20 protein-coding genes, 1 tRNA gene and 1 pseudogene are annotated in these 21,468 nt (G+C 60.1%); 8 read left to right on the top strand and 14 right to left on the bottom strand.

What is annotated here, in order from left to right; genetic code table 11:
• Window positions 1–2 precede the first annotated feature (2 nt).
• Window positions 3–1,121, bottom strand: a complete 1,119-nt coding sequence (locus tag AC1DWG_RS26940; RefSeq protein ID WP_477762629.1) for an ABC transporter ATP-binding protein — start codon at window positions 1,119–1,121, stop codon at window positions 3–5.
• A 228-nt stretch (window positions 1,122–1,349) separates the two neighbouring features.
• On the opposite strand from AC1DWG_RS26940, the gene AC1DWG_RS26935 reads away from it, so the two are divergent.
• Window positions 1,350–2,255, top strand: coding sequence for a LysR substrate-binding domain-containing protein (locus AC1DWG_RS26935; RefSeq protein WP_477762630.1), 906 nt, complete (start codon window positions 1,350–1,352; stop codon window positions 2,253–2,255).
• Between the two features lie 15 nt (window positions 2,256–2,270).
• Here the strand turns inward: AC1DWG_RS26935 and AC1DWG_RS26930 are convergent, their stop codons facing one another.
• Window positions 2,271–4,328, bottom strand: coding sequence for a methyl-accepting chemotaxis protein (locus AC1DWG_RS26930; protein ID WP_477788577.1), 2,058 nt, complete (start codon window positions 4,326–4,328; stop codon window positions 2,271–2,273).
• A 332-nt stretch (window positions 4,329–4,660) separates the two neighbouring features.
• Between AC1DWG_RS26930 and AC1DWG_RS26925 the strand changes: the two genes are divergently transcribed.
• Window positions 4,661–5,878: an MFS transporter gene (locus tag AC1DWG_RS26925; RefSeq protein WP_477762632.1), complete on the top strand. Its 1,218-nt coding sequence runs from the start codon at window positions 4,661–4,663 to the stop codon at window positions 5,876–5,878.
• 128 nt (window positions 5,879–6,006) lie between these two features.
• On the opposite strand, the gene ychF is transcribed toward AC1DWG_RS26925, so the two are convergent.
• The 8 genes from ychF to AC1DWG_RS26885 form a co-directional block, all read right to left on the bottom strand.
• On the bottom strand, window positions 6,007–7,107 hold the full coding sequence (ychF, locus tag AC1DWG_RS26920) for a redox-regulated ATPase YchF (RefSeq protein WP_218426638.1): 1,101 nt from the start codon (window positions 7,105–7,107) through the stop codon (window positions 6,007–6,009).
• A gap of 22 nt (window positions 7,108–7,129) precedes the next feature.
• The gene (gene pth, locus AC1DWG_RS26915; protein WP_008153430.1) at window positions 7,130–7,714 is read right to left on the bottom strand and encodes an aminoacyl-tRNA hydrolase; all 585 of its coding nucleotides are present in this window, start codon (window positions 7,712–7,714) and stop codon (window positions 7,130–7,132) included.
• A 169-nt stretch (window positions 7,715–7,883) separates the two neighbouring features.
• Window positions 7,884–8,483: a 50S ribosomal protein L25/general stress protein Ctc gene (locus tag AC1DWG_RS26910; RefSeq protein ID WP_008046051.1), complete on the bottom strand. Its 600-nt coding sequence runs from the start codon at window positions 8,481–8,483 to the stop codon at window positions 7,884–7,886.
• A gap of 142 nt (window positions 8,484–8,625) precedes the next feature.
• A complete protein-coding gene (locus AC1DWG_RS26905) occupies window positions 8,626–9,567 on the bottom strand; it encodes a ribose-phosphate pyrophosphokinase (protein ID WP_003208392.1) in 942 nt (313 codons plus the stop codon).
• 46 nt (window positions 9,568–9,613) lie between these two features.
• Window positions 9,614–9,688, bottom strand: a tRNA-Gln gene (locus AC1DWG_RS26900).
• Between the two features lie 36 nt (window positions 9,689–9,724).
• Entirely contained in the window at window positions 9,725–10,576 is an 852-nt protein-coding gene (gene ispE / locus AC1DWG_RS26895) for a 4-(cytidine 5'-diphospho)-2-C-methyl-D-erythritol kinase (protein ID WP_477762633.1), read from the bottom strand.
• Between the two features lies 1 nt (window position 10,577).
• On the bottom strand, window positions 10,578–11,195 hold the full coding sequence (gene lolB, locus AC1DWG_RS26890) for a lipoprotein insertase outer membrane protein LolB (RefSeq protein ID WP_477762634.1): 618 nt from the start codon (window positions 11,193–11,195) through the stop codon (window positions 10,578–10,580).
• A 4-nt stretch (window positions 11,196–11,199) separates the two neighbouring features.
• Entirely contained in the window at window positions 11,200–12,924 is a 1,725-nt protein-coding gene (locus AC1DWG_RS26885) for a tetratricopeptide repeat protein (RefSeq protein ID WP_477762635.1), read from the bottom strand.
• A 313-nt stretch (window positions 12,925–13,237) separates the two neighbouring features.
• Between AC1DWG_RS26885 and hemA the strand changes: the two genes are divergently transcribed.
• The 6 genes from hemA to AC1DWG_RS26855 all read left to right on the top strand — a co-directional run bounded on the left by hemA (window position 13,238) and on the right by AC1DWG_RS26855 (window position 18,614).
• Window positions 13,238–14,527 carry a glutamyl-tRNA reductase gene (gene hemA / locus AC1DWG_RS26880; protein ID WP_007973881.1) on the top strand — a complete coding sequence of 430 codons (1,290 nt, stop codon included), beginning with the start codon at window positions 13,238–13,240 and terminating at the stop codon, window positions 14,525–14,527.
• Entirely contained in the window at window positions 14,524–15,606 is a 1,083-nt protein-coding gene (gene prfA / locus AC1DWG_RS26875) for a peptide chain release factor 1 (protein WP_477788576.1), read from the top strand. The genes hemA and prfA overlap by 4 nt, the downstream gene beginning before the upstream one ends.
• Window positions 15,607–16,437 carry a peptide chain release factor N(5)-glutamine methyltransferase gene (prmC, locus tag AC1DWG_RS26870; RefSeq protein WP_477754148.1) on the top strand — a complete coding sequence of 277 codons (831 nt, stop codon included), beginning with the start codon at window positions 15,607–15,609 and terminating at the stop codon, window positions 16,435–16,437.
• Complete coding sequence (locus AC1DWG_RS26865) at window positions 16,431–17,186, top strand: molybdopterin-synthase adenylyltransferase MoeB (protein WP_477754147.1); 756 nt, start codon at window positions 16,431–16,433, stop codon at window positions 17,184–17,186. Before prmC ends, AC1DWG_RS26865 begins: the two co-directional genes overlap by 7 nt.
• Window positions 17,179–17,970 carry a glutamate racemase gene (murI, locus tag AC1DWG_RS26860; RefSeq protein ID WP_477788575.1) on the top strand — a complete coding sequence of 264 codons (792 nt, stop codon included), beginning with the start codon at window positions 17,179–17,181 and terminating at the stop codon, window positions 17,968–17,970. Before AC1DWG_RS26865 ends, murI begins: the two co-directional genes overlap by 8 nt.
• A gap of 125 nt (window positions 17,971–18,095) precedes the next feature.
• Window positions 18,096–18,614, top strand: a complete 519-nt coding sequence (locus tag AC1DWG_RS26855; protein ID WP_223454734.1) for an acyloxyacyl hydrolase — start codon at window positions 18,096–18,098, stop codon at window positions 18,612–18,614.
• Between the two features lie 122 nt (window positions 18,615–18,736).
• On the opposite strand, the gene AC1DWG_RS26850 is transcribed toward AC1DWG_RS26855, so the two are convergent.
• The 4 genes and pseudogenes from AC1DWG_RS26850 to phrB all read right to left on the bottom strand — a co-directional run bounded on the left by AC1DWG_RS26850 (window position 18,737) and on the right by phrB (window position 21,464).
• A complete protein-coding gene (locus AC1DWG_RS26850; RefSeq protein WP_007981864.1) occupies window positions 18,737–19,042 on the bottom strand; it encodes a YkgJ family cysteine cluster protein in 306 nt (101 codons plus the stop codon).
• Between the two features lie 99 nt (window positions 19,043–19,141).
• A complete protein-coding gene (locus AC1DWG_RS26845) occupies window positions 19,142–19,924 on the bottom strand; it encodes an SDR family NAD(P)-dependent oxidoreductase (protein WP_477762638.1) in 783 nt (260 codons plus the stop codon).
• Window positions 19,921–20,019 (bottom strand): annotated as a pseudogene (locus AC1DWG_RS26840) (transcriptional regulator); the annotation flags it as partial. The gene AC1DWG_RS26845 and the pseudogene AC1DWG_RS26840, both read right to left, overlap by 4 nt.
• 2 nt (window positions 20,020–20,021) lie before the next feature.
• Window positions 20,022–21,464, bottom strand: coding sequence for a deoxyribodipyrimidine photo-lyase (gene phrB / locus AC1DWG_RS26835; RefSeq protein ID WP_477788574.1), 1,443 nt, complete (start codon window positions 21,462–21,464; stop codon window positions 20,022–20,024).
• Window positions 21,465–21,468: the final 4 nt, after the last annotated feature.

The raw sequence follows: 21,468 nt of genomic DNA, 5'->3' as shown, positions 1-21,468 counted from the left end.
GCTCAATCGTGCAGGACGCTGGCGCTGCCCTGGTCGAACAACAGACCGGCCTGGCTGCCGACGGCGAAGCGTTTGCTCTGGTCGACGCAGTTGGGGGTGCGCACGGTGAGGCGTGAGCCGTCGCTCAGGCTGACCTGGTATTGCAGGTCGGTGCCTAGGTAGATCTGCGCTTCGATCCGGCACGGCAAGGCACATTCGGTATTGCCCGGCACCAGATGCAAACGCTCGGGGCGCACGGACAATGCGACGTTGGCGCCGACTCGCACATCGCTGCACGGCTGTGCAGGCAGCGGATGTCCGGCGGGGCCGGAGAACCAGGTCAGGCCGTCTTCGACGCGGGTGACCGTGCCTTCGATGAAGTTGGTTTCACCGATGAAGTCCGCCACGAAGCGATTGCGCGGGCGTTCGTAGATGTCTTCCGGACGGCCGACCTGCTGCACCTCGCCTTCGGACAACACGGCAATGCGGTCGGACATGGTCAGGGCTTCTTCCTGGTCGTGGGTGACAAAGATGAAGGTGATGCCGGTGCGAGCCTGAATGGTTTTCAGCTCTTCGCGCATGGCCTGGCGCAGCTTGAGGTCCAGCGCCGAGAGTGGTTCGTCGAGCAGCAAGACTTTGGGATGCGGCGCCAATGCACGAGCGAGGGCCACGCGCTGTTGCTGACCGCCGGACAGTTGCGCCGGCTTGCGGTTGGCAAAGCGCTCCATCTGCACCAGGGCGAGCATCTCGCGCACTCGTTCGGCCATTTGCGTTTTGTTCAGGACTTTGCCCATCGGGTGGGACTCAAGACCAAAGGCCAGGTTCTCGGCGATGGTCATGTGCGGGAACAACGCGTAATGCTGGAACACCGTGTTGACCGGGCGCTGGAAGGGCGGGCGGTCGGCGATGTTTTCGCCGTAGAGCAGAATCTCGCCTTCAGTAGGGAATTCGAACCCGGCGATCATCCGCAGGAGCGTGGTTTTGCCGCAGCCCGAAGGGCCGAGAAGGGTAAAGAACTCGTTGTCGCGAATGTCCAGGTCGATGCTTTTCAGCGCCACCGGGCCAGTCTTTGGATCACCGTAGACTTTGCGCACTGAGCGGATGGACACCGCCAGCGTTTGCAGCGAATGCAGGGCATTCATGCGTTACCTCCGATTCCCCCATCGCCTGCGCACGTGCTGAAAACAGCTGTGCCTTCGGGCCATGGATATTATTTTTCTGGGCAGGATCGAGATTGCGTTCGGGTGTTGTAACCAGCTGTTTTTTTGTTCTGCTGTGGATCGATTATCAGCGAGGGGTTGCGGGGGCGAAACTTCAATTTTAACATAGGGGCTGTTAAAAAATTTAACAGCAGAAGGCGCCCGGAAACCATGCCTGACCACCGTTTGCCGCCACTCAACGCGGTGCGTGCCTTTGATGCCGCGGCCCGGTTGGGCAGCTATGTCGAAGCCTCCAAGGCCCTGCACGTGACCCAGCCGGCCATCGGCCGTCACGTGAAGTTGCTGGAAGACTGGCTGGGCATCCAACTGTTCGAGCGCACCTCTCGCGGGGTCAACCTGACGACGGCGGGGGAGAAGTACCACCGCAAGATCACCGCCGCCTTGCAGCTGATCATCGAGGCCGGAAAAGAGGCGCAGCCCAAACACGCCGAGCGCTGGCTGCGCATCATGGTGGTGCCGGGGTTCGCCAAGCGCTGGCTGATGCCGCGCATCGAGGCCATGCGTCATCTGCGCCCGGGCTTGAAGTTCGCCATCGAACCCAATTCGACCTTCACCGAAGTGGATGGTAAAAGTGCTGACTTGGGCATCGTCTACGGATTGGACGGCCAATATGCCCACTCCCGCACCAGCCTGATTTGTCCTCGGGTGTTTCCAATCTGTTCCCCCGATTATCTGGCCAGCGTCGAGCCCATCGACAGCCCCGGGGACCTGGTAAAACACAATCTGATCCACGTCGATGACGGCGAGTGGTGGAACCTGTGGTTCGCCGCCAACGACCTCGACATCCACCTCAATTCGGACATGCTCTACGTCAACAATGACCACGCGCTGTCGGTGGCCGAGAGCGGGCAGGGCATTGCGCTGGCCAACGAAGTGCTGGTGCGCGAAGAACTCCATAGCGGCAAGCTAGTGCGGGTGGTGGACGCGCAAGTGAAGCTGGAAAGTTATCGGGTGCTGACGCCGTCCGCCGAGCTCTCGGCGGACGTGGCGTGGTTTATCGACTGGCTCAAGAGCGAACTGGAGCAGGACTTCCCGGAGGCGGTGATCCGCGCCTGAGAAGTCCTGGCGGACTCAACTCAAGCGGAAGCGCCCGGTATTGTCACTTAAGGCCTTGCTGCCGTGGCTCAGGGTGTCCGCGGCCTGATTCACCGCGCGGGCACCTTCGAGCAAACGCACCGCCGCTTGATCGACCTGCTGGATATTGCCGCTGACCTCGTCGGCGGTACTGGCCTGTTCTTCCACCGCCGTGGCGATTTGCGCCAGGGTATCGGTGACGCTCTGCACCGCACTGGCGATTTCCCCGAGCCGTTCACCGAGGCCGGTGACCGCTTGTGCATCGCTCTCTGCCTGACTGCACGCGGCTTGCATCAGGCTGACCGCCTCATTCACGGTGTTGCGCAGGCTGTCGACCGTGCCGGCAATCTGTGCGGTCGACGATTGTGTGCGTTGCGACAGGCTGCGCACCTCATCGGCCACCACCGCAAAGCCGCGCCCTTGCTCGCCCGCCCGCGCCGCCTCGATGGCGGCGTTGAGGGCCAACAGATTGGTCTGCTCGGCAACGCCGCGAATGGTGTCGACCACCAGTTGAATCTGCTGCCCTTGTTCACTGACCCGGCCCAGCGCCGCGGCAGTGTCGTTCAGGCGTTGATTGAGTTGCTGGATGCTCGCGGTGGTGCGCTGGCTGTCGCGGCTGCTGTCGGCGGCAATGCGCCGGGTGTGCTGGGCGCTGCCGGACGCCTGTTCGCAACTGTGGGCCACCCCTTGTGAGGTGGCGGCCAGTTGCGTCGCCGCAGCGGCAATCTGGCTGATCTGCAACTGCTGGGCTTCGACTTCGCCCAAGGCGTCGCTGGAATGATGATTGAGGGTTTGCACCGCGTGACTCAATTGCAGGGTTTCGTGATCCACCCCTTGCAGGCTGGTGCGCAGTTGAACCACGGCGACGTTCAGCGCGGTGCTGATGGCCGCCAGTTCGTCCCGTCCCCGAACCGGTACTTGCAGACTCAGATTGCCGTCGCGCAAGGCCTCGGCCAGCACCGTGATGCCGCGGGCGCTGCGACGGATCGAGGCCTGCAAGCAGATGAACAGATACAGCGCGGCCAACAGCAGGCAGCCCAGCACCGCGGCCACCACAATGAACTGGCGGATTGCCGAGTCGTGGTAGTAATCCAGGCGTTGATCCAGCGACACCAGCGATTGTTGGCGCAACGAGGCTAGATCGGAGAGCAGGGCATCCAGAGTGCGTTCGAAGTCATCCGGCTTCAGGTTGATGCTGCCGTCGAACACGCCGTCATCCAGCACCTTCAGGCCTGCGTCCAGGTGCTTGAGGCTGTCGTGATATTGCCCGGTCCAGGTTTGCAGAGCGCTGGGCAGGCGCGCTTCGAGCAGGCCCGCGGTTTTCACCAACTGCTCTCGCGCATCGCCGATGCGGCTGCGCAAGTCGCGCAGTTGCAGACGGCTTTGCAGGGTGAACTGCCCTGACACCACCGAGGCCTGACCCACCGCCGCTAGACGACCGACCCGTTCGATCAGGTCCGGCGCATGCTGGGTGGAAATCTGCGTCAGTAAATAAGTCTCCAGCCACGGTGCCAGCGTCAGGCGATTGTCCATGGCGATCTGTTCGCGCGAGGCTTGCAGGGCGCTCAAGGCGTTGGTGAAGCGATCATAGCCATCGGGCCACCAGCCAACGTTGCTCAGGCTTTTTGAGTCGAGGCCATCGAGGGCGGTTTGCAGGGCCTGATAACGCAACAGGGTTTCGCCCTCGGCGTTTTCTTTTTGCAGGGCGTTGCCCAACTCGGCAGTGGCCTGGCTGACGGCGGGCTGAACCGCATCGAAGGCGGCCATCGCGGCGAGGGTGGCGGGCGTTGGCTGGCGATTGGTTTCCGTGGCGCGCCACCGGGCGGCACGATCACGCTGGGCGCCGAGCAGGTCATCCAGCGCATCAAGCGCCAGCAGTTGCCGCACCCCGGCGCGTTCGCCGGAGATCAGGCTGAGTTTGTCGCGATAGTCCTGGCCGATCATCCACAGGCTGCCGGCCAGCGGCAGGATAAACAGCAGAAACAACAGCTGGAATTTGCGTGCGAAGCCGAAGCGCCCCAGCAGCCCGATCCCCGGTGATAAAAAAGCCTGCATGCCCCATGACTCCTCTGGACACCACGCACCATTGGCGTGCGCCGGAGGTTGTTGCCCCCGACTCGTGCCCTCTTAAAAGGCCTCGAAAGTTCACCCTTGTCCGCTCTGTAGGCCGACTCTGTGGCGAAACTTCCCATTCTTGGTCTCCTTTGTAAGGAGGCCGCGTTCAAGCAGACAAGGAAGGCAAGATTCAGACCATGGCTTTGCGCCATCAAGGTTGTGGCGATGAAAAACGAGGTCGTTAGCAGGCTAAGGGGATGGCGTTGCTGCACTGAAAAATGGCACATTGATGCATCTGCCTGTTTGTACCCACCTGTTGTACGGAAACCCCCATGGCTATCAGCAACGCCCAGTCCGGCTCAGTGCCGGCGTCCACTACGCCCCAAAGCAGTCCCCTGGTGATGCGCATCATCGGCGCGGTAGCGCTGGCGCATTTGATCAACGACCTGATCCAGTCGGTGCTGCCGTCGATCTACCCGATGCTCAAGGCCAACTATGGCCTGACCTTCACCCAGGTCGGCCTGATCACCCTGACGTTCCAGTTGACGGCCTCGCTGCTGCAGCCGTGGGTCGGTTACTACACCGACCGCCATCCCAAGCCGTGGTTGTTGCCGGCGGGGACGGTCTGCACCCTGGTCGGGATTCTGATGATGTCGGTGGTCGGCAGCTTTCCGTTGATTCTGCTGGCGGCAGGCTTGATCGGCATCGGTTCATCGACCTTCCACCCGGAAGCGTCCCGCGTGGCGCGCCTGGCTTCAGGCGGGCGCTTCGGGCTGGCGCAATCGACCTTCCAGGTCGGCGGTAATGCAGGCTCGGCGTTCGGCCCGTTACTGGCGGCGGCGATCATCATTCCCTATGGCCAAGGGCACGTGGCGTGGTTCGGCCTGTTCGCGGTGTTTGCGCTGTTCGTGCTCTACCGGATCAGCCGCTGGTACGCCAACCACTTGAACCTGTTCAAGCTCAAGCAAGGCCAGGCGGCGACTCACGGCCTGTCCAAGGGCCGAGTGACCAGCGCGTTGGTCGTGCTCGGATTGCTGGTGTTCTCCAAGTATTTCTACATGGCCAGCCTCACCAGCTACTTCACCTTCTACCTGATCGAGAAGTTCGACCTGTCGGTGGCCAGCTCGCAGCTGCACCTGTTCCTGTTTCTCGGCGCAGTAGCCGCGGGGACATTCTTTGGCGGGCCGATTGGCGACAGGATCGGGCGCAAGGCAGTGATCTGGTTCTCGATCCTCGGTGTTGCACCTTTCACACTGCTGCTGCCCCATGTCGACCTGTTCTGGACCAGCATCCTCAGCGTGGTCATCGGCTTCATCCTCGCCTCGGCGTTCTCGGCCATCGTGGTGTACGCCCAGGAATTGGTGCCGGGCAATGTCGGGATGATCGCCGGGGTATTCTTCGGCTTGATGTTCGGCTTCGGCGGGATTGGCGCGGCGCTGCTTGGGCATTTGGCGGACATTCGCGGTATCGAATACGTGTACTACCTGTGTTCGTTCCTGCCGTTGTTCGGGGTGTTGGCGATCTTCCTGCCGCGTACCAAAAGGGCATAGAGCTAAAAAATCGCAGCCTTCGGCAGCTCCTACGCCGATCATCTGTAGGAGCTGCCGAAGGCTGCGATCTTTTGAATTTCTCACAAAAAAGCCGCGTATCAAACGCGGCTTTTTTGTGAGCGTATGGCTTACACGTTGAAGCGGAAGTGCATCACGTCGCCGTCTTTGACGATGTAGTCCTTGCCTTCCAGACGCCATTTACCGGCTTCCTTGGTACCGGCTTCGCCCTTGTATTGGATGAAGTCGTTGTAGGCGATCACTTCGGCGCGGATGAAGCCTTTTTCGAAGTCGGTGTGGATCACGCCAGCGGCTTGTGGTGCGGTGGCACCGACGCGGACGGTCCAGGCGCGGACTTCTTCGACACCAGCGGTGAAGTAGGTCTGCAGGTGCAGCATTTCGTAGCCGGCACGGATCACGCGGTTCAGGCCAGGCTCTTCGAGGCCCAGGGCTTCGAGGAACATGTCTTTCTCTTCGCCGTCATCGAGTTCGGCGATTTCCGCTTCGATCTTGTTGCACACCGGAACAACCACAGCGCCTTCTTCTTCGGCGATGGCTTTGACGATGTCCAGCAGCGGGTTGTTCTCGAAACCGTCTTCTGCGACGTTGGCGATGTACATGACCGGCTTGGTGGTCAGCAGGTGGAAGCCCTTGATTACCGCTTTTTCGTCGGCGCCCATGTTCTTCATCAGAGTGCGCGCTGGCTTGCCTTCGGTGAAGTGAGCGATCAGTTGCTCCAGCAGGCCTTTCTGGACCACTGCATCCTTGTCACCGCCCTTGGCGTTGCGCGCGACTTTCTGCAGTTGCTTCTCGCAGCTGTCGAGGTCGGCGAAGATCAGTTCCAGGTCGATGATTTCGATGTCGCGTTTCGGGTCGACGCTGTTGGAGACGTGAATCACGTTCTCGTCTTCGAAGCAGCGGACCACGTGGGCGATGGCATCGGTTTCACGGATGTTGGCCAAAAACTTGTTGCCCAGGCCTTCGCCTTTCGACGCACCGGCGACCAGGCCCGCGATGTCGACGAACTCCATGGTGGTCGGCAGGATGCGCTTTGGATTGACGATGGCTGCCAGGGCATCCAGGCGCGGATCCGGCATCGGCACGATACCGCTGTTGGGCTCGATGGTGCAGAAGGGGAAGTTCTCGGCCGCGATCCCGGATTTGGTCAGGGCGTTGAACAGGGTGGACTTGCCGACGTTAGGCAGGCCGACGATGCCGCAATTGAATCCCATGGTGTTTCCCCTCGGATAAGAGTCAGGCCTTCTGGCTGTGCAGGTTTTTCATCGCGCGGTTCCATTCACCGGCGAGGATATCCGGCAGCACGCCGAGGGCAAAGTCGATGCTGGCATCGAGTTTTTCCTGTTCAGCGCGTGGCGCACGACCCAGGACGAAATTTGAAACCATACTGGCAACGCCCGGGTGGCCAATGCCAAGCCGCAAGCGATGAAAGGTATTCTGATTGCCCAGTTGCGCAATGATGTCGCGCAACCCGTTGTGACCGCCATGGCCGCCGCCCTGCTTGAGCTTGGCAACGCCGGGTGGCAGGTCGAGTTCGTCGTGCGCCACGAGGATTTCTTCAGGCGTGATGCGGAAGAAACCGGCGAGTGCCGCTACGGCCTGGCCGCTGCGGTTCATGTACGTGGTGGGAATCAGCAGACGAACATCCTGACCCTGATGCGAATAGCGCCCGGTCAGGCCAAAATATTTGCGGTCCGCCACAAGGTTCACGCCTTGTGCGTTCGCGATGCGCTCAACAAAAAGGGCCCCTGCGTTATGCCGGGTCTGTTCGTATTCAGCGCCTGGATTTCCCAGGCCAACGATCAGTTTGATGGCAGTCACGATAGGGGCCCTTCATTGGAGTGGTGGATAACATCGCCGCAATCAGGGAGAGCGGCGAAAGTGGACGAAAATTGCTCATTTACCATGATGTAAACTCCGCGTTCTCGCCCGCTTTCTCGCTATGCTCTAGTCCGCGATGTTTCCGGTCACTCCGGCGTACAGAGTAAAATTACTCTGCAGCGCCTTCTGCAGCTTCTGGAGCAACACGTGGAGCGTGGACGTTGGCAACAGCCTTGTCATCGCCGTGTGCCAGGGCCACGAACTCAACGCCTTTAGGAGCCTTGAGGTCCGACAGGTGAATGATCGAACCGATTTCAGCGTTAGCCAGGTCGACTTCGATGAACTCAGGCAGATCTTTCGGCAGGCAGGAAACTTCGATCTCGGCAACAACGTGCGAGATTTCGCCGCCTTTCTTGGTCGGTGCTTCTTCGTTGATGAAGTGCACTGGAACGATAGCGGTCAGTTTCTGGCCAGCTACTACGCGTACGAAGTCAGCGTGCATCACGTGGCCTTTGGCCGGGTGACGCTGCAGGGCTTTGATCACGACGTTCTGCTTGGTGCCACCAACGTTCAGCTCGATGATGTGGCTGTAAGCCGCTTCGTTTTCGAGCAGTTTGGCAACTTCTTTGGCCAGCATGCTGATGGATTCAGGGGCTTTTTCGCCACCGTAAACTACAGCTGGAACCAGGCTTGCGAGACGACGCAGGCGGCGGCTCGCACCTTTCCCCAGGTCGGAACGCACTTCAGCATTCAGGGTAAAATCGTTCATGTTGTATCTCCAAAATAACCACATTCGCCCCAGCGTTTGCGACCAGCGCTAAAGGCGATATGGGCAAAAAAGCCCCGCCCCGACAGGAATGCCGGGGCGGGGCGCTTTTCGTCAACGAGACATTTCGAGAAGGGCAGGGCCCTTAGCGGAACATCGCGCTGATCGATTCTTCATTGCTGATGCGGCGAACCGCCTCGGCAACTACCGGCGCGATATCCAGTTGACGGATACGCGAGCAGGCTTGTGCAGCAGCGGACAACGGGATGGTGTTAGTCACCACCAGTTCATCCAGCATGGAATTTTCGATGTTTTCGATCGCCCGACCGGACAGCACAGGGTGTGTGCAGTAGGCGAAAACCTTGGCAGCGCCATGCTCTTTCAAGGCCTTGGCCGCGTGGCACAGGGTGCCGGCGGTATCGACCATGTCATCGACCAGAATACAGGTACGCCCTTCGACATCACCGATGATATGCATCACTTCAGAGTGATTGGCTTTCTCACGGCGTTTGTCGATGATCCCGAGATCCACGCCCAGGGATTTGGCAACGGCACGTGCACGCACGACGCCACCAATGTCCGGGGACACGATCATCAGGTTTTCGAAGCGCTGATCTTCGATGTCATCCACCAGAACCGGGGAGCCGTAGATGTTATCTACCGGAATATCGAAGAAACCCTGGATTTGGTCAGCATGCAGATCAACCGTGAGAACACGGTCGATGCCGACTACGGTAAGCATGTCAGCCACGACTTTCGCGCTGATAGCCACACGTGCGGAACGCGGACGGCGATCCTGACGGGCATAACCAAAGTAAGGAATAACAGCAGTGATACGAGTAGCCGAGGAGCGGCGGAAGGCATCAGCCATCACTACCAGTTCCATCAGGTTATCGTTGGTCGGAGCGCAAGTCGGCTGAATAATGAAGACGTCTTTACCGCGGACGTTTTCATTGATCTCGGCTGTAATTTCGCCATCGGAGAATTTACCGACAGAGATGTCACCGAGAGGGATATGCAGCTGACGTACGACACGCCGAGCCAGATCGGGGTTAGCGTTCCCCGTAAAGACCATCATCTTGGACACGCGCAGTACCTGAAGGCTGAGGGTAACCTGGATGAGTATAGGAAAATGGCAGGGGCGGCTGGATTCGAACCAACGCATGGCAGGATCAAAACCTGCTGCCTTACCGCTTGGCGACGCCCCTGTATCTGTTGCAACGATTACCCAGTAATCGGTTCCTTTAGAGCAGACCTTGAAGCTTGCGGTGCAACATCGAAACGTTGCTTCCTTTTGCTACAAAACCTGTAAGGGTCTCTGTAAGAAGGGCCGAGACTTTATCAGCTTCAGCTTTGCTTGGGAAGCCCCCAAACACACAACTTCCAGTTCCGGTGAGTTTTGCTTCGGTAAATTTACCTAACAAATTCAAAGCGTTACGTACCTCTGGATAACGCCTTGTTACCACCGGCAAGCAGTCATTACGACTGTTTCCCTTGGGAACGGGGCGCACTTTAATGGGAGGAGTGTTACGTGTCAACAACGGATCTGAAAAAATTTCTGCCGTACTTACAGAGACTTGCGGCACCAGCACGAGATACCACGGTTCTTCCGGGTCGACAGGGGTCAGTTTCTCCCCCACGCCCTCGGCAAAAGCCGCGTGGCCACGTACGAAAACCGGGACGTCGGCGCCCAGCGTCAACCCCAGGCCAGCCAGGTGATCTTCATCCCAGCCCAATTGCCACAGGTGATTGAGTCCGAGCAAAGTCGTTGCGGCATTCGAACTGCCGCCACCGATACCACCGCCCATGGGCAGGATCTTGTCGATCCAGATATCGACGCCCAGCGAGCAAGCGGACTGCTCCTGAAGTTTTTTCGCGGCCTTGACGATCAGGTTGCTGTCGTGGGGGACGCCTGGGAATTCGGTGTGCAGTCGGATGACACCGTCATCGCGCAGGGCATAGGTGATTTCGTCGCCGTAATCGAGAAACTGAAACATCGTCTGCAGTTCGTGGTAGCCGTCTTCGCGGCGCCCCAGGATGTGCAGCATCAAATTGAGTTTGGCTGGCGAAGGCAGTGTCAGGCGATTGTCTGGCATTTCACTGCCCCAATTTGCGCGGTTGCCAAGCCTTGATCACCAGCGTGACATCCAGGTCGGTGCCATGCAGTTTGATCCGTTCGGGCAGCCAGTAACCGTTCAGTTGGGTATATTCGGTGTACTCGACCTGCCAACCGTCCTGTTCCAGACTGGCCAAACGACTGTTGTCGTCCAGCGTCAGACGGCTTTTGCTGTCCGGAGCCGGGAGCCCGCGCACCCACCAGGCCAGGTTGGACACCGGCAATTTCCAGCCCAACTGTTCTTCGAGCAGCACTTCCGGATTCGGTGCGTCGTAGCGTCCCTGGTTGGCGACTTCCAGCGACACCTTGCCCGGACGTCCGGTCAGGCGAGCTGCGCCGCGGCCCAGTGGTCCCGACAGGCGAATGTCGTAGTAATCCTGGCGCTGCAACCAGAAAAGCGTGCCGCTGCCCGAATCTTTCGGTGCGCGAATGCCGATCTTGCCGTCGATCTGCCAGCCATCGAGGCTCGCAAGCTGCTGTTTGTGCTCTCGCCATTGGGTGGGGTTGCCGTGACCCTCGACTGATTCGCGGGGACCCAGGCCCGCGCAACCGGCGAGCAGGGCGATAAAACTGAAAACGATGAAATGGCGCAAAAACATAATCTTAAAGAGTCTCTGATCCGGTCAGGCGTTTGATGGTGCCGCGCAGGGTCGGGCTGTCGGGTTGTTCCTTGAGGAACTTGCCCCAGACCTGTTTGGCTTCGCGCTGTTTGCCGTTGGCCCACAGGACTTCGCCCAGGTGAGCGGCGACTTCCTGATCGGGGAAGCGATCCAGGGCTTGGCGCAGCAGGCGCTCGGCTTCGTCGAGATTGCCCATGCGGTAATTCACCCAGCCAAGGCTGTCGAGTACCGCCGGGTCTTCCGGACTGATCTGATGCGCCTGTTCGATCAGGGCCTTGGCTTCGGCGTAGCGTGTGGTGCGGTCAGACAGGGTGTAGCCGAGGGCGTTCAACGCCATGGCATTGTCCGGGTCGCGCTTGATGATCGCGCGCAGGTCTTTTTCCATCTGCGCCAGGTCATTGCGTTTTTCCGCTTGCATGGCTCGGGTGTAGAGCAGATTCAAGTCGTCCGGGTATTGCTGCAAGGCTTGTTGCAGAATTTTCCAGGCCTTGTCGCCCTGGTTGTTGGCGGACAAGGTTTCGGCTTCGATCAAGTACAGCTGAATTGCATAATCGGGCTGCTCATCGCGCTCTGCCGCCAGCTTTCTTTGCGCTTCGGCAGTCCTGCCGTTGTTCATCAGGATGTCGGCCTGGCGCAATTGCGCCGGCAGGAAGTCACTGCCCGGGCCAACCCTGGCGTATTCGATCAGCGCGCCTTGCGGGTCGTTTTGTTCTTCGGCGATGCGACCGAGATTCAGGTGCGCCGAGTCGACGTGGCTTTCCCGGGCGATCAGGTCTTCCAGGTAACCCTTGGCCTCACTCCAGGCCTTGGCTTCCAGGCAGACCAGTGCCAGGGAGTAACGCAGTTCGTCGTCCTCCGGGTATTGCTGAACCAGGCTCGAGAACTCGGCCTTGGCGTCGTCCATACGGTTCTGTTCAACCAGCATCCGCGCATAAGTCAGGCGCAGGCGCTTGTCGTCCGGGTATTTCTTGATGCTTTTTTGCAGCAGCGGCAAGGCCTCGTCACCGCGATTCAGGGTTTGCAACAGGCGTGCACGCAGCAGAATCGGGGCAATTTCGCCGTCGTCCGGCGGATTGTTTTCCAGCAGCTTCAGCGCGCCTTTGGTATCGCCATCCTGTTGCATCAGCAGCGCCTTGCCGAAAATCAGCTGGCTGTTGTCCGGATGACGCTGCAACAAACGGTCGAAGCTTTTCATCAAGCCGTTGCGGGTGTCCTGGTCGGTGTCGGCCGCGGACAGCGCGAGGAAGTCGAAATGCGTGTCACCCTTGCCTTGCAGGACTTTCTCCATATAGACCATGGAGTCGTCATAACGCCCGGCGCGTGCCAGTTGCACGGCGGCGGCGCGTTGCGCTTCGAGGTCGTTGGGGGCGTTTTTGGCCCAGATCAGCGCGGTGTCCAGGGCTGCCTGATCGGCGCCCAGATATTCGGCGATACGGAATGCCCGCTCGGAAATGCCCGGATCCTGGGTATTGATGGCCTGGGTCACATAGTTGTCCAGGGCAATGTCGAAACGATTGCGCTGGCCAGCCAGTTCGGCGCTCAACAGGCTGAAGATGGTGTCCTCGCTGAATGAGCTGTAGACCTTGGGCTTTTCAGGGACCGGGGTGCTGTCTTCAACCGGCGACGTACCGTCCGACGGAACGGGTGCCAAGGCCTGGCAGCCGCTGAGGAAGACAAAAGCGAGGAGCAACGCGGAAGATCTATTCATATAGGAAGAGGACGACTAACCTGCGGTCGGATCATCATGACACAAGCTTTCGGCCAAACATAACCGGCCTGGCATTTTCGCATGCACACGGTCCCTGTAGGAGCTGGCTTGCCGGCGAAGGCGATGGTCCAGTCGACAGACAGGTCGCCTGTGCTGCCGCTTTCGCTGGCAAGCCAGCTCCTACAAGGATTGTGTAAACGAGAAATGCTCGCAACGTGGGCGCCATCTACCGAAGCGATAGATATCGAGTGGTTGTTCTGATTCCGTCGAAGTAGGACAATTACCGGCTTCACGTCACCATCAGCGACTTTGAATGGCCTTCCTTGCACTCGGTATTAACCACAAGACTGCTTCAGTAGACGTCCGCGAGCGCGTGGCTTTTACCCCTGAGCAGCTGGTTGAGGCCTTGCAGCAGCTCTGCCGACTCACCGACAGCCGCGAAGCTGCGATCCTCTCCACCTGCAATCGCAGTGAACTCTATATAGAACAGGATCACCTGTCGGCGGATGTCGTGCTGCGCTGGCTGGCCGAATATCATCATTTGAGCTACGACGAGCTGCGCGAAAGCGCCTATGTGCATGAAGATGATGCGGCAGTTCGTCACATGATGCGGGTGGCTTCCGGGCTCGACTCGCTGGTGTTGGGCGAACCGCAGATTCTCGGCCAGATGAAGTCGGCCTATGCCGTGGCCCGCGAGGCCGGCACCATCGGGCCGTTGCTCGGGCGGCTGTTCCAGGCCACGTTCAATGCGGCCAAGCAGGTGCGCACCGACACTGCCATCGGCGAGAACCCGGTGTCGGTGGCGTTTGCCGCGGTGAGCCTGGCCAAGCAGATTTTCAGCGACCTGCAACGCAGCCAGGCCTTGTTGATCGGCGCCGGCGAGACCATCACCCTGGTCGCCCGCCATCTGCATGACCTGGGTGTAAAGCGCATCGTGGTCGCCAACCGCACCCTGGAGCGCGCGAGCATTCTGGCCGAACAGTTCGGTGCCCATGCGGTGTTGCTGTCGGATATTCCGGCAGAGCTGGTGCGCAGCGATATCGTCATCAGTTCCACTGCCAGCCAATTGCCGATTCTGGGTAAGGGTGCAGTGGAAAGCGCCTTGAAACTGCGCAAGCACAAACCCATTTTCATGGTGGATATCGCCGTTCCCCGCGACATCGAGCCAGAAGTCGGCGAGCTGGACGACGTTTACCTCTATAGCGTCGACGATCTCCACGAGGTGGTTGCCGAGAACCTCAAGAGCCGTCAGGGCGCAGCCCAGGCCGCCGAAGAGATGGTCTCGGTCGGTGCCGAAGACTTCATGGTCCGCCTGCGTGAATTGGCGGCGGTGGACGTGCTCAAGGCTTATCGTCAACAGAGCGAACGCCTGCGCGACGAAGAATTGCAAAAGGCCCAGCGCATGCTGGCCAATGGCAGCAGTGCCGAAGAGGTGCTGGTGCAACTGGCTCGCGGGCTGACCAACAAACTGTTGCACGCACCGAGCGTGCAATTGAAAAAGCTTTCTGCCGAAGGTCGCCTGGATGCGTTGGCGATGGCCCAGGAACTCTTTGCCCTCGGTGAGGGCTCATCGGATAGCTTTTCGGATAAAAAACCGCAATGAAAGCGTCACTGCTCAATAAGCTGGATATACTCCAGGACCGTTTCGAGGAATTGACTGCCCTGCTGGGCGACGGCGAGGTCATTTCCGATCAGAACAAGTTCCGCACCTATTCCAAGGAGTACGCGGAAGTCGAACCGATCGTAGGCACCTATAAAGAACTGCTGAAAGTGCAGGACGACCTCGAAGGCGCCCAGGCACTGCTCAAGGACAGCGACCCGGACATGCGTGAAATGGCCGTGGAAGAAGTCCGCGAGGCCAAGGAACGCCTGGTCACGCTTGAAGCCGACCTGCAGCGCATGCTGCTGCCCAAGGACCCGAACGACGGGCGCAACGTGTTTCTCGAAATCCGTGCCGGCACCGGCGGCGACGAGGCAGCGATTTTCTCTGGTGACCTGTTCCGCATGTATTCGCGCTACGCCGAGCGCCGTGGCTGGCGAGTGGAGATCCTCTCGGAAAACGAGGGTGAACACGGCGGCTATAAAGAGGTGATTGCCCGGGTCGAGGGCGACAACGTCTACGGCAAGCTGAAATTCGAATCCGGCGCGCACCGCGTGCAGCGGGTTCCGGCGACCGAATCCCAGGGCCGCATCCACACGTCGGCCTGCACCGTGGCGGTGTTGCCCGAGCCGGACGAGCAGGAAGCCATCGAGATCAACCCGGYCGACCTGCGCGTCGATACCTATCGCTCCTCTGGCGCCGGTGGCCAGCACGTCAACAAGACCGACTCGGCGATCCGCATCACGCACTTGCCATCCGGCATCGTGGTCGAGTGCCAGGAAGAACGTTCACAGCACAAGAACCGCGCCCGGGCGATGTCCTGGTTGTCGGCCAAGCTGAACGATCAACAGACCTCCGCCGCGGCCAACGCCATCGCCAGTGAGCGCAAGTTGCTGGTTGGTTCCGGTGATCGCTCCGAGCGCATCCGCACTTATAACTTTGCCCAGGGCCGGGTCACCGACCACCGCGTCAACCTGACCCTGTATTCCCTCGACGAGATCCTCGCCGGCGGTGTAGAGGCGGTGATCGAGCCGTTGCTGGCCGAATACCAGGCCGATCAACTGGCAGCGATAGGTGAGTAAATGACGATCATTGCCAGTTTGTTGCGCGCCGCCGATTTGCCCGACTCGCCCACGGCGCGTCTGGATGCCGAATTGCTGCTGGCGGCGGCCTTGGGCAAGTCCCGCAGTTTCCTGCACACCTGGCCGGAGCGCATCGTGCCGAGCGAAGCGGCGCTGACGTTCGCCGAATATTTGCAGCGCCGCCGCAACGGTGAGCCGGTGGCCTATATCCTCGGCCAGCAGGGTTTCTGGAAGCTGGATCTGGAAGTGGCACCGCACACATTGATCCCGCGCCCGGACACCGAACTGCTGGTGGAGGCCGCGCTGGAACTGTTGCCGGCCACACCGGCTAAAGTACTCGACCTCGGCACCGGCAGCGGCGCGATTGCCCTGGCCCTGGCCAGCGAACGTCCGGCCTGGAGCGTCACTGCCGTGGACCGAATTCTGGAAGCCGTGGCCCTGGCCGAACGCAATCGCCAGCGTCTGCACCTGGGCAACGCCACCGTGCTGAGCAGCCATTGGTTCAGTGCCCTGGAAGGTCAGCGTTTTCAACTGATCATCAGCAATCCGCCCTACATCGCAGCGGCCGATCCGCATCTGGTTGAGGGCGATGTGCGCTTTGAACCGGCCAGTGCTTTGGTGGCCGGTGTCGACGGGCTCGAGGATCTGCGCCTGATCGTCGCCCAGGCGCCGGACCATCTGGACGCCGGCGGTTGGCTGATGCTCGAACACGGCTACGATCAGGCCGAGGCGGTCCGCGATTTGCTGCTGACCCGCGGATTTGAAGAAGTCCACAGCCGCACCGATCTGGGCGGTCACCAACGCATCAGTCTGGGGCGCCTGCCGTGCTGAATGATCAGGAGTTGCTGCGTTACAGCCGGCAGATTCTGCTGCAACACATCGATATCGACGGCCAATTGCGGCTCAAGGAAAGCCGCGTATTGATTGTCGGTCTTGGCGGCCTTGGCGCGCCAGTGGCGCTGTATCTGGCAGCCGCTGGTGTTGGCGAATTGCACCTGGCGGACTTCGATACGGTCGACCTGACCAACCTGCAGCGCCAGATCATTCACGACACCGACAGCGTCGGCATGTCCAAGGTCGATTCGGCAATCAAGCGCCTGAGCGCGATCAATCCCGAGATCCAGTTGATCGCTCATCGTGCGGCGCTGGATGAGGATTCCCTGGCCGCCGTGGTGGCGGGGGTGGATCTGGTCCTCGATTGTTCTGACAATTTTTCCACCCGTGAAGCGGTCAACGCCGCTTGCGTAACCGCCGGCAAACCGCTGGTCAGCGGCGCGGCGATTCGCCTCGAAGGGCAACTGTCGGTGTTCGATCCGCGTCGGCCGGAGAGTCCGTGCTACCACTGCCTATACGGGCACGGCAGCGAAGCCGAACTGACCTGCAGCGAAGCCGGCGTGGTCGGTCCGCTGGTGGGGCTGGTCGGCAGTCTGCAAGCGCTTGAAGCGCTGAAATTGCTGGCCGGATTCGGCGAGCCGCTGGTGGGGCGCCTGCTGTTGATCGATGCCTTGGGCACGCGCTTCCGTGAATTGCGGGTCAAGCGCGATCCGGGTTGCAGCGTCTGTGGGTCGAAACATGCGTGAAGCGCCGATTGGTGTGTTCGACTCCGGTGTCGGCGGGCTCTCGGTGCTAGCCGAGATCCAGTGCTTGCTGCCCAACGAGACGCTGATGTACGTCGCCGACTGCGGGAATATTCCCTATGGCGAGAAAACCCCGGAATTTATCCAGCAGCGTTGCAGCGTGATGGCCGACTTCTTTCAGCAACAGGGCGCCAAGGCCCTGGTGCTGGCCTGCAACACGGCGACGGTGGCTGGCGTCGCCGACTTGCGCCGTGACTATCCCGAATGGCCCATTGTCGGCATGGAGCCGGCAGTCAAACCGGCCGCCGCCGCAACCCGCTCCGGCGTGGTGGGGGTGCTGGCCACCACCGGCACCTTGCAGAGCGCCAAGTTCGCCGCATTGCTCGACCGCTTCGCCACGGACGTGAAAGTGATCACCCAGCCGTGTCCCGGTCTGGTTGAACTGATTGAAAACGGCGATCTGCGCAGTTCCGAGCTGCGTCAGCTGTTGGCCGGGTATGTCGAACCACTGCTGGCTGCCGGCGCGGACACCCTGATTCTCGGCTGCACCCATTACCCTTTTCTCAAGCCGATGCTGCGGCAGATGATCCCCGAGGACATCAGCCTGATCGATACCGGTGCCGCCGTCGCACGGCAACTCCAGCGGCTTTTGGTCGAAGGCGAGCTGCTCGCCGAGGGGCCTGCCCGAGAAGCGCAGTTCTGGACCAGCGCCGATCCGGTTCATTTCAGAAATATCTTGCCGATACTGTGGAATACGGCTGGCATTGTGCGAAGCTTCAACAGGTAAGAAAGTCCAAAGGAATCAAACGAAAAATTGGGGTGAGCTTCTGATAAATCGCCGATTTCCATAGCTTTGCAGGGTTGAGCAACAAAAAAAAACCATACGAAATTGTTCGGAAAGGGAAGTTTCTAATGAAGCGACTATTCTGTTTGGCCGCGATTGCGGCCGCATTAATGGGGCACACCTTTACCGCGCAGGCGGCTGGTGTGGAGTTCGCGGTTGGTCAGACCAGCGATTCGACCATGACGTATCGACTGGGCATGCAATTCGATTGGGACCAGAGCTGGTGGCAGAGTGACGTCGGTCGCGTGACCGGTTACTGGAGCGGCGCCTACACCTATTGGGAAGGCGACAAGACCTCGAGCAATAACAGCCTGTCGTTCTCTCCGGTGTTCGTTTACGAATTTGCCGGTCAGAACGTCAAGCCCTACGTTGAAGCAGGCATTGGCGTGGCGGTGTTCTCCAATACCCGACTCGAAGACAACAACATCGGCAGTGCCTTCCAGTTTGAAGACCGGTTCGGTTTTGGCCTGCGCTTCAACGGCGGCCATGAAGTCGGGATCCGTGCGACGCACTATTCCAACGCCGGGCTCGCCAGTTCCAACGACGGTGTAGAAAGCTACTCGCTGCATTACACGTTGCCGTTGTAATTGCATCCCCCTGTAGGAGCGAGGCTGCTCGCGATGACGGTGTGTCAGTTGCCAGCTTAGTTGGCTGACAGTCCGCAATCGCGAGCAGGCTCGCTCCTACAGGAGCTGTGTTGTTTTCCTGTTCAGCGATACGCCGTCGAAATCCCCTGGCGTTCGTCGATGCACTCCGGTGCGCCCATCTCGAATTCCCGGCAGATCAGCGGGCGTTTTTCGTAGATGGTGCACATCATCGTGTTGCGATCCAGTGCGGCACACCATCCGTCGTCCAGGCGCAGCATGACTTCCCCGCCCCAGTCATCGGTATCGATGAACCGTTCAGGCACACCCGTATCGGTGATCAGCATGACTTCGAGCTGGCAGCAGCAGGCTGCACAGGTCGAGCACGTGACCGCGGGTTCCGCGATTTGCGTATGGGGGATGGTTTTCATGGCGCGCAGTGTAAGGCAGTCGCCGGGTGCTGTGTGAAAGGTCTGACGGACGCTCAAGTATCGGAACGTCCGCGATACCGATGCCGATGGTGGCGATTTTCAGGGTTGATCCTTGATCGGTGGCTGGCTGCGCACCATGGGTTTGCCGATCTCCAGTTTCACTCGGTCCGGCCGTTTGGAGAGCGGCCAGAGGGCGGCCATGAACGCTGCCGGGAAAGCGATTTCCAGCGGGCGCTCCTTGAGTTTTTCGAAGATGTGCCGTGCGGCTTTCTCCACCGGCCAGCTCAAGGGCATGGGGAAGTCGTTTTTCGCCGTCAGCGGCGTTTCGACAAACCCGGGGCTGATCACTGTGAGTTCAATACCTTCCGGGGCCAGGTCGATGCGCAGGGATTCGAACAGATAACGCAGCCCGGCCTTCGAGGCGCCGTACGCTTCTGCCTTGGGCAGTGGCAGGTAAGTCACCGTACTGGCCATGGCTACCATGTGCGGTGCGGTGCCGGCACGCAGCAGGGGCAGGGCCGCTTCGATGCAATAGTTGCTGGCCAGCAGGTTGGTGCGCACGACATGCTCGACAATCGAGGCGTCGAACTGTTTGGCATCCACGTACTCGCAGGTGCCGGCATTGAGTATCACGGTGTCCAGCGAGCCCCAGTCCTCGGCAATCTGCTCGCCGATCTCGCGCACGGTCTGGCTGTTGGTCAGGTCTCCGGCGACCACCAGCACCTGTCCCGGATAACGTTGCGACAAGTCTTTGAGGGGGGCCACGATGCGCGAGCTGACGGCCAGGTGCGCACCGGTTTTCAGGATTTCTTCGGCCAGGGCGGCACCGATGCCGCTGCTGGCACCGGTCAGCCAGTATCGTCGTGCGAGTGCGCAACTCATCCCAATCTCCTTTTCAGCCAGGCAATTGCCCGGCCCAATACGGGTAAATATTCATAAAACAGAGCCCCGGCATCGAGGCAATCCCGGTAGCGGTAACTCATGACCCAATTGCGGTGTACTGCCGTGAGGGTAGATTTTTGAACGCCGTCAACGCGCGTGTACGGGAGGTACTCAAGTCGACGATCGGTGAGGGGTAATCCACAACACCGAACAGGCCGCCGAGATTGGCGGGGTTGTGCACTTCTCTTTTATTCAGCCCGGCCAGTTCCGGCAGCCATTGCTTGATGAACACGCCTTCGGGGTCGAATTTTTCCGACTGGTTCAGCGGGTTGAAAATCCGGAAGTAAGGCGCCGAGTCGGTGCCGGTGGAGGAACTCCACTGCCAGCCACCGTTGTTCGCCGCCAGGTCGCCATCGATCAGGTGACGCATGAAAAAGCGTTCGCCTTCGCGCCAGTCGATCAACAGGTTCTTGGTCAGGAACATCGCCACCACCATGCGCAGGCGGTTGTGCATCCAGCCGGTTGCCAGCAGTTGGCGCATGGCGGCGTCGATAATCGGCAAACCGGTACGCGCCTGTTGCCAAGCGGCCAGTTCTTCGGGGGCGTTGCGCCAGGCCAATGCTTCGGTTTCCGGACGAAACGCGCGGTGTCGGGAAACCCGAGGGTAGCCCACCAGGATGTGTTTGTAGAACTCGCGCCACAGCAGTTCGTTGATCCAGGTGACGGCGCCAGTCTTGCCACTTTCGAATTCACCTTGATTGCTGTTCAAGGCCGCGTGCAGGCATTGGCGCACAGAAATCACCCCGGCGACCAGATAGGCCGAGAGCTGACTGGTGCCGGGCTTCGCCGGGAAATCCCGTTCGCTTTGATAGCGCGCGATCTGCACATCGCTAAAGCTGTCGAGGCGATGCCAGGCTTTGGTTTCGCCCGCCGGCCACAGGTTGCGCAGGTTCTCATCGGGTGTTGCGAAGCCGTCGACACTCACGGGGATCGCATCGCTGGCAATGTTCAGCGGCGTTTGTTTGTGCGGCGCGCAGACCAGGCTGGGCAGCGAGCGGTGCAGTCGTTCGTAGCAGACTTTGCGGAACTGGCTGAAGACCTGAAAGTAAGTGCCGGTCCGGGTCAGCACGCTCCCGGGCTTGAACAGCAATTGATCGAGGTAGCGGCGAACTTCGATGCCTTCAGCCTTCAGCGTCTGGGTGACGGCTGCATCGCGACGGGATTCGTGGATGCCGTACTCTTCGTTGAGGTACACAGCGTCGATCTGCAACTGTCGGCACAGGTTCAGCAATACGCTGGGTGCGTCATCCCAGCGAGGTGCCAGGCGGACCAGCAGGGGAATGTTCAGTTGACCCAGTTCGCGGCTCAACTCGCGTAGGTTACGCAGCCAGAAGTCCACTTTGCAGGGCGCATCGTCGTGTTCCAGCCATTGTTCCGGGCTCAACAGAAATGCCGCCACGCACGGGCCGCGAGCCGCGGCAGCCGAGAGGGCGGTGTTGTCATGCAGGCGCAAGTCGCTGCGCAGCCAGATCAATTGCATGTTG

This window comes from Pseudomonas sp. P4_B3 (assembly GCF_056402295.1).
The sequence above is the reverse complement of the archived record's forward strand: the minus strand, read 5'-3'. Positions and strand labels throughout refer to the sequence as shown.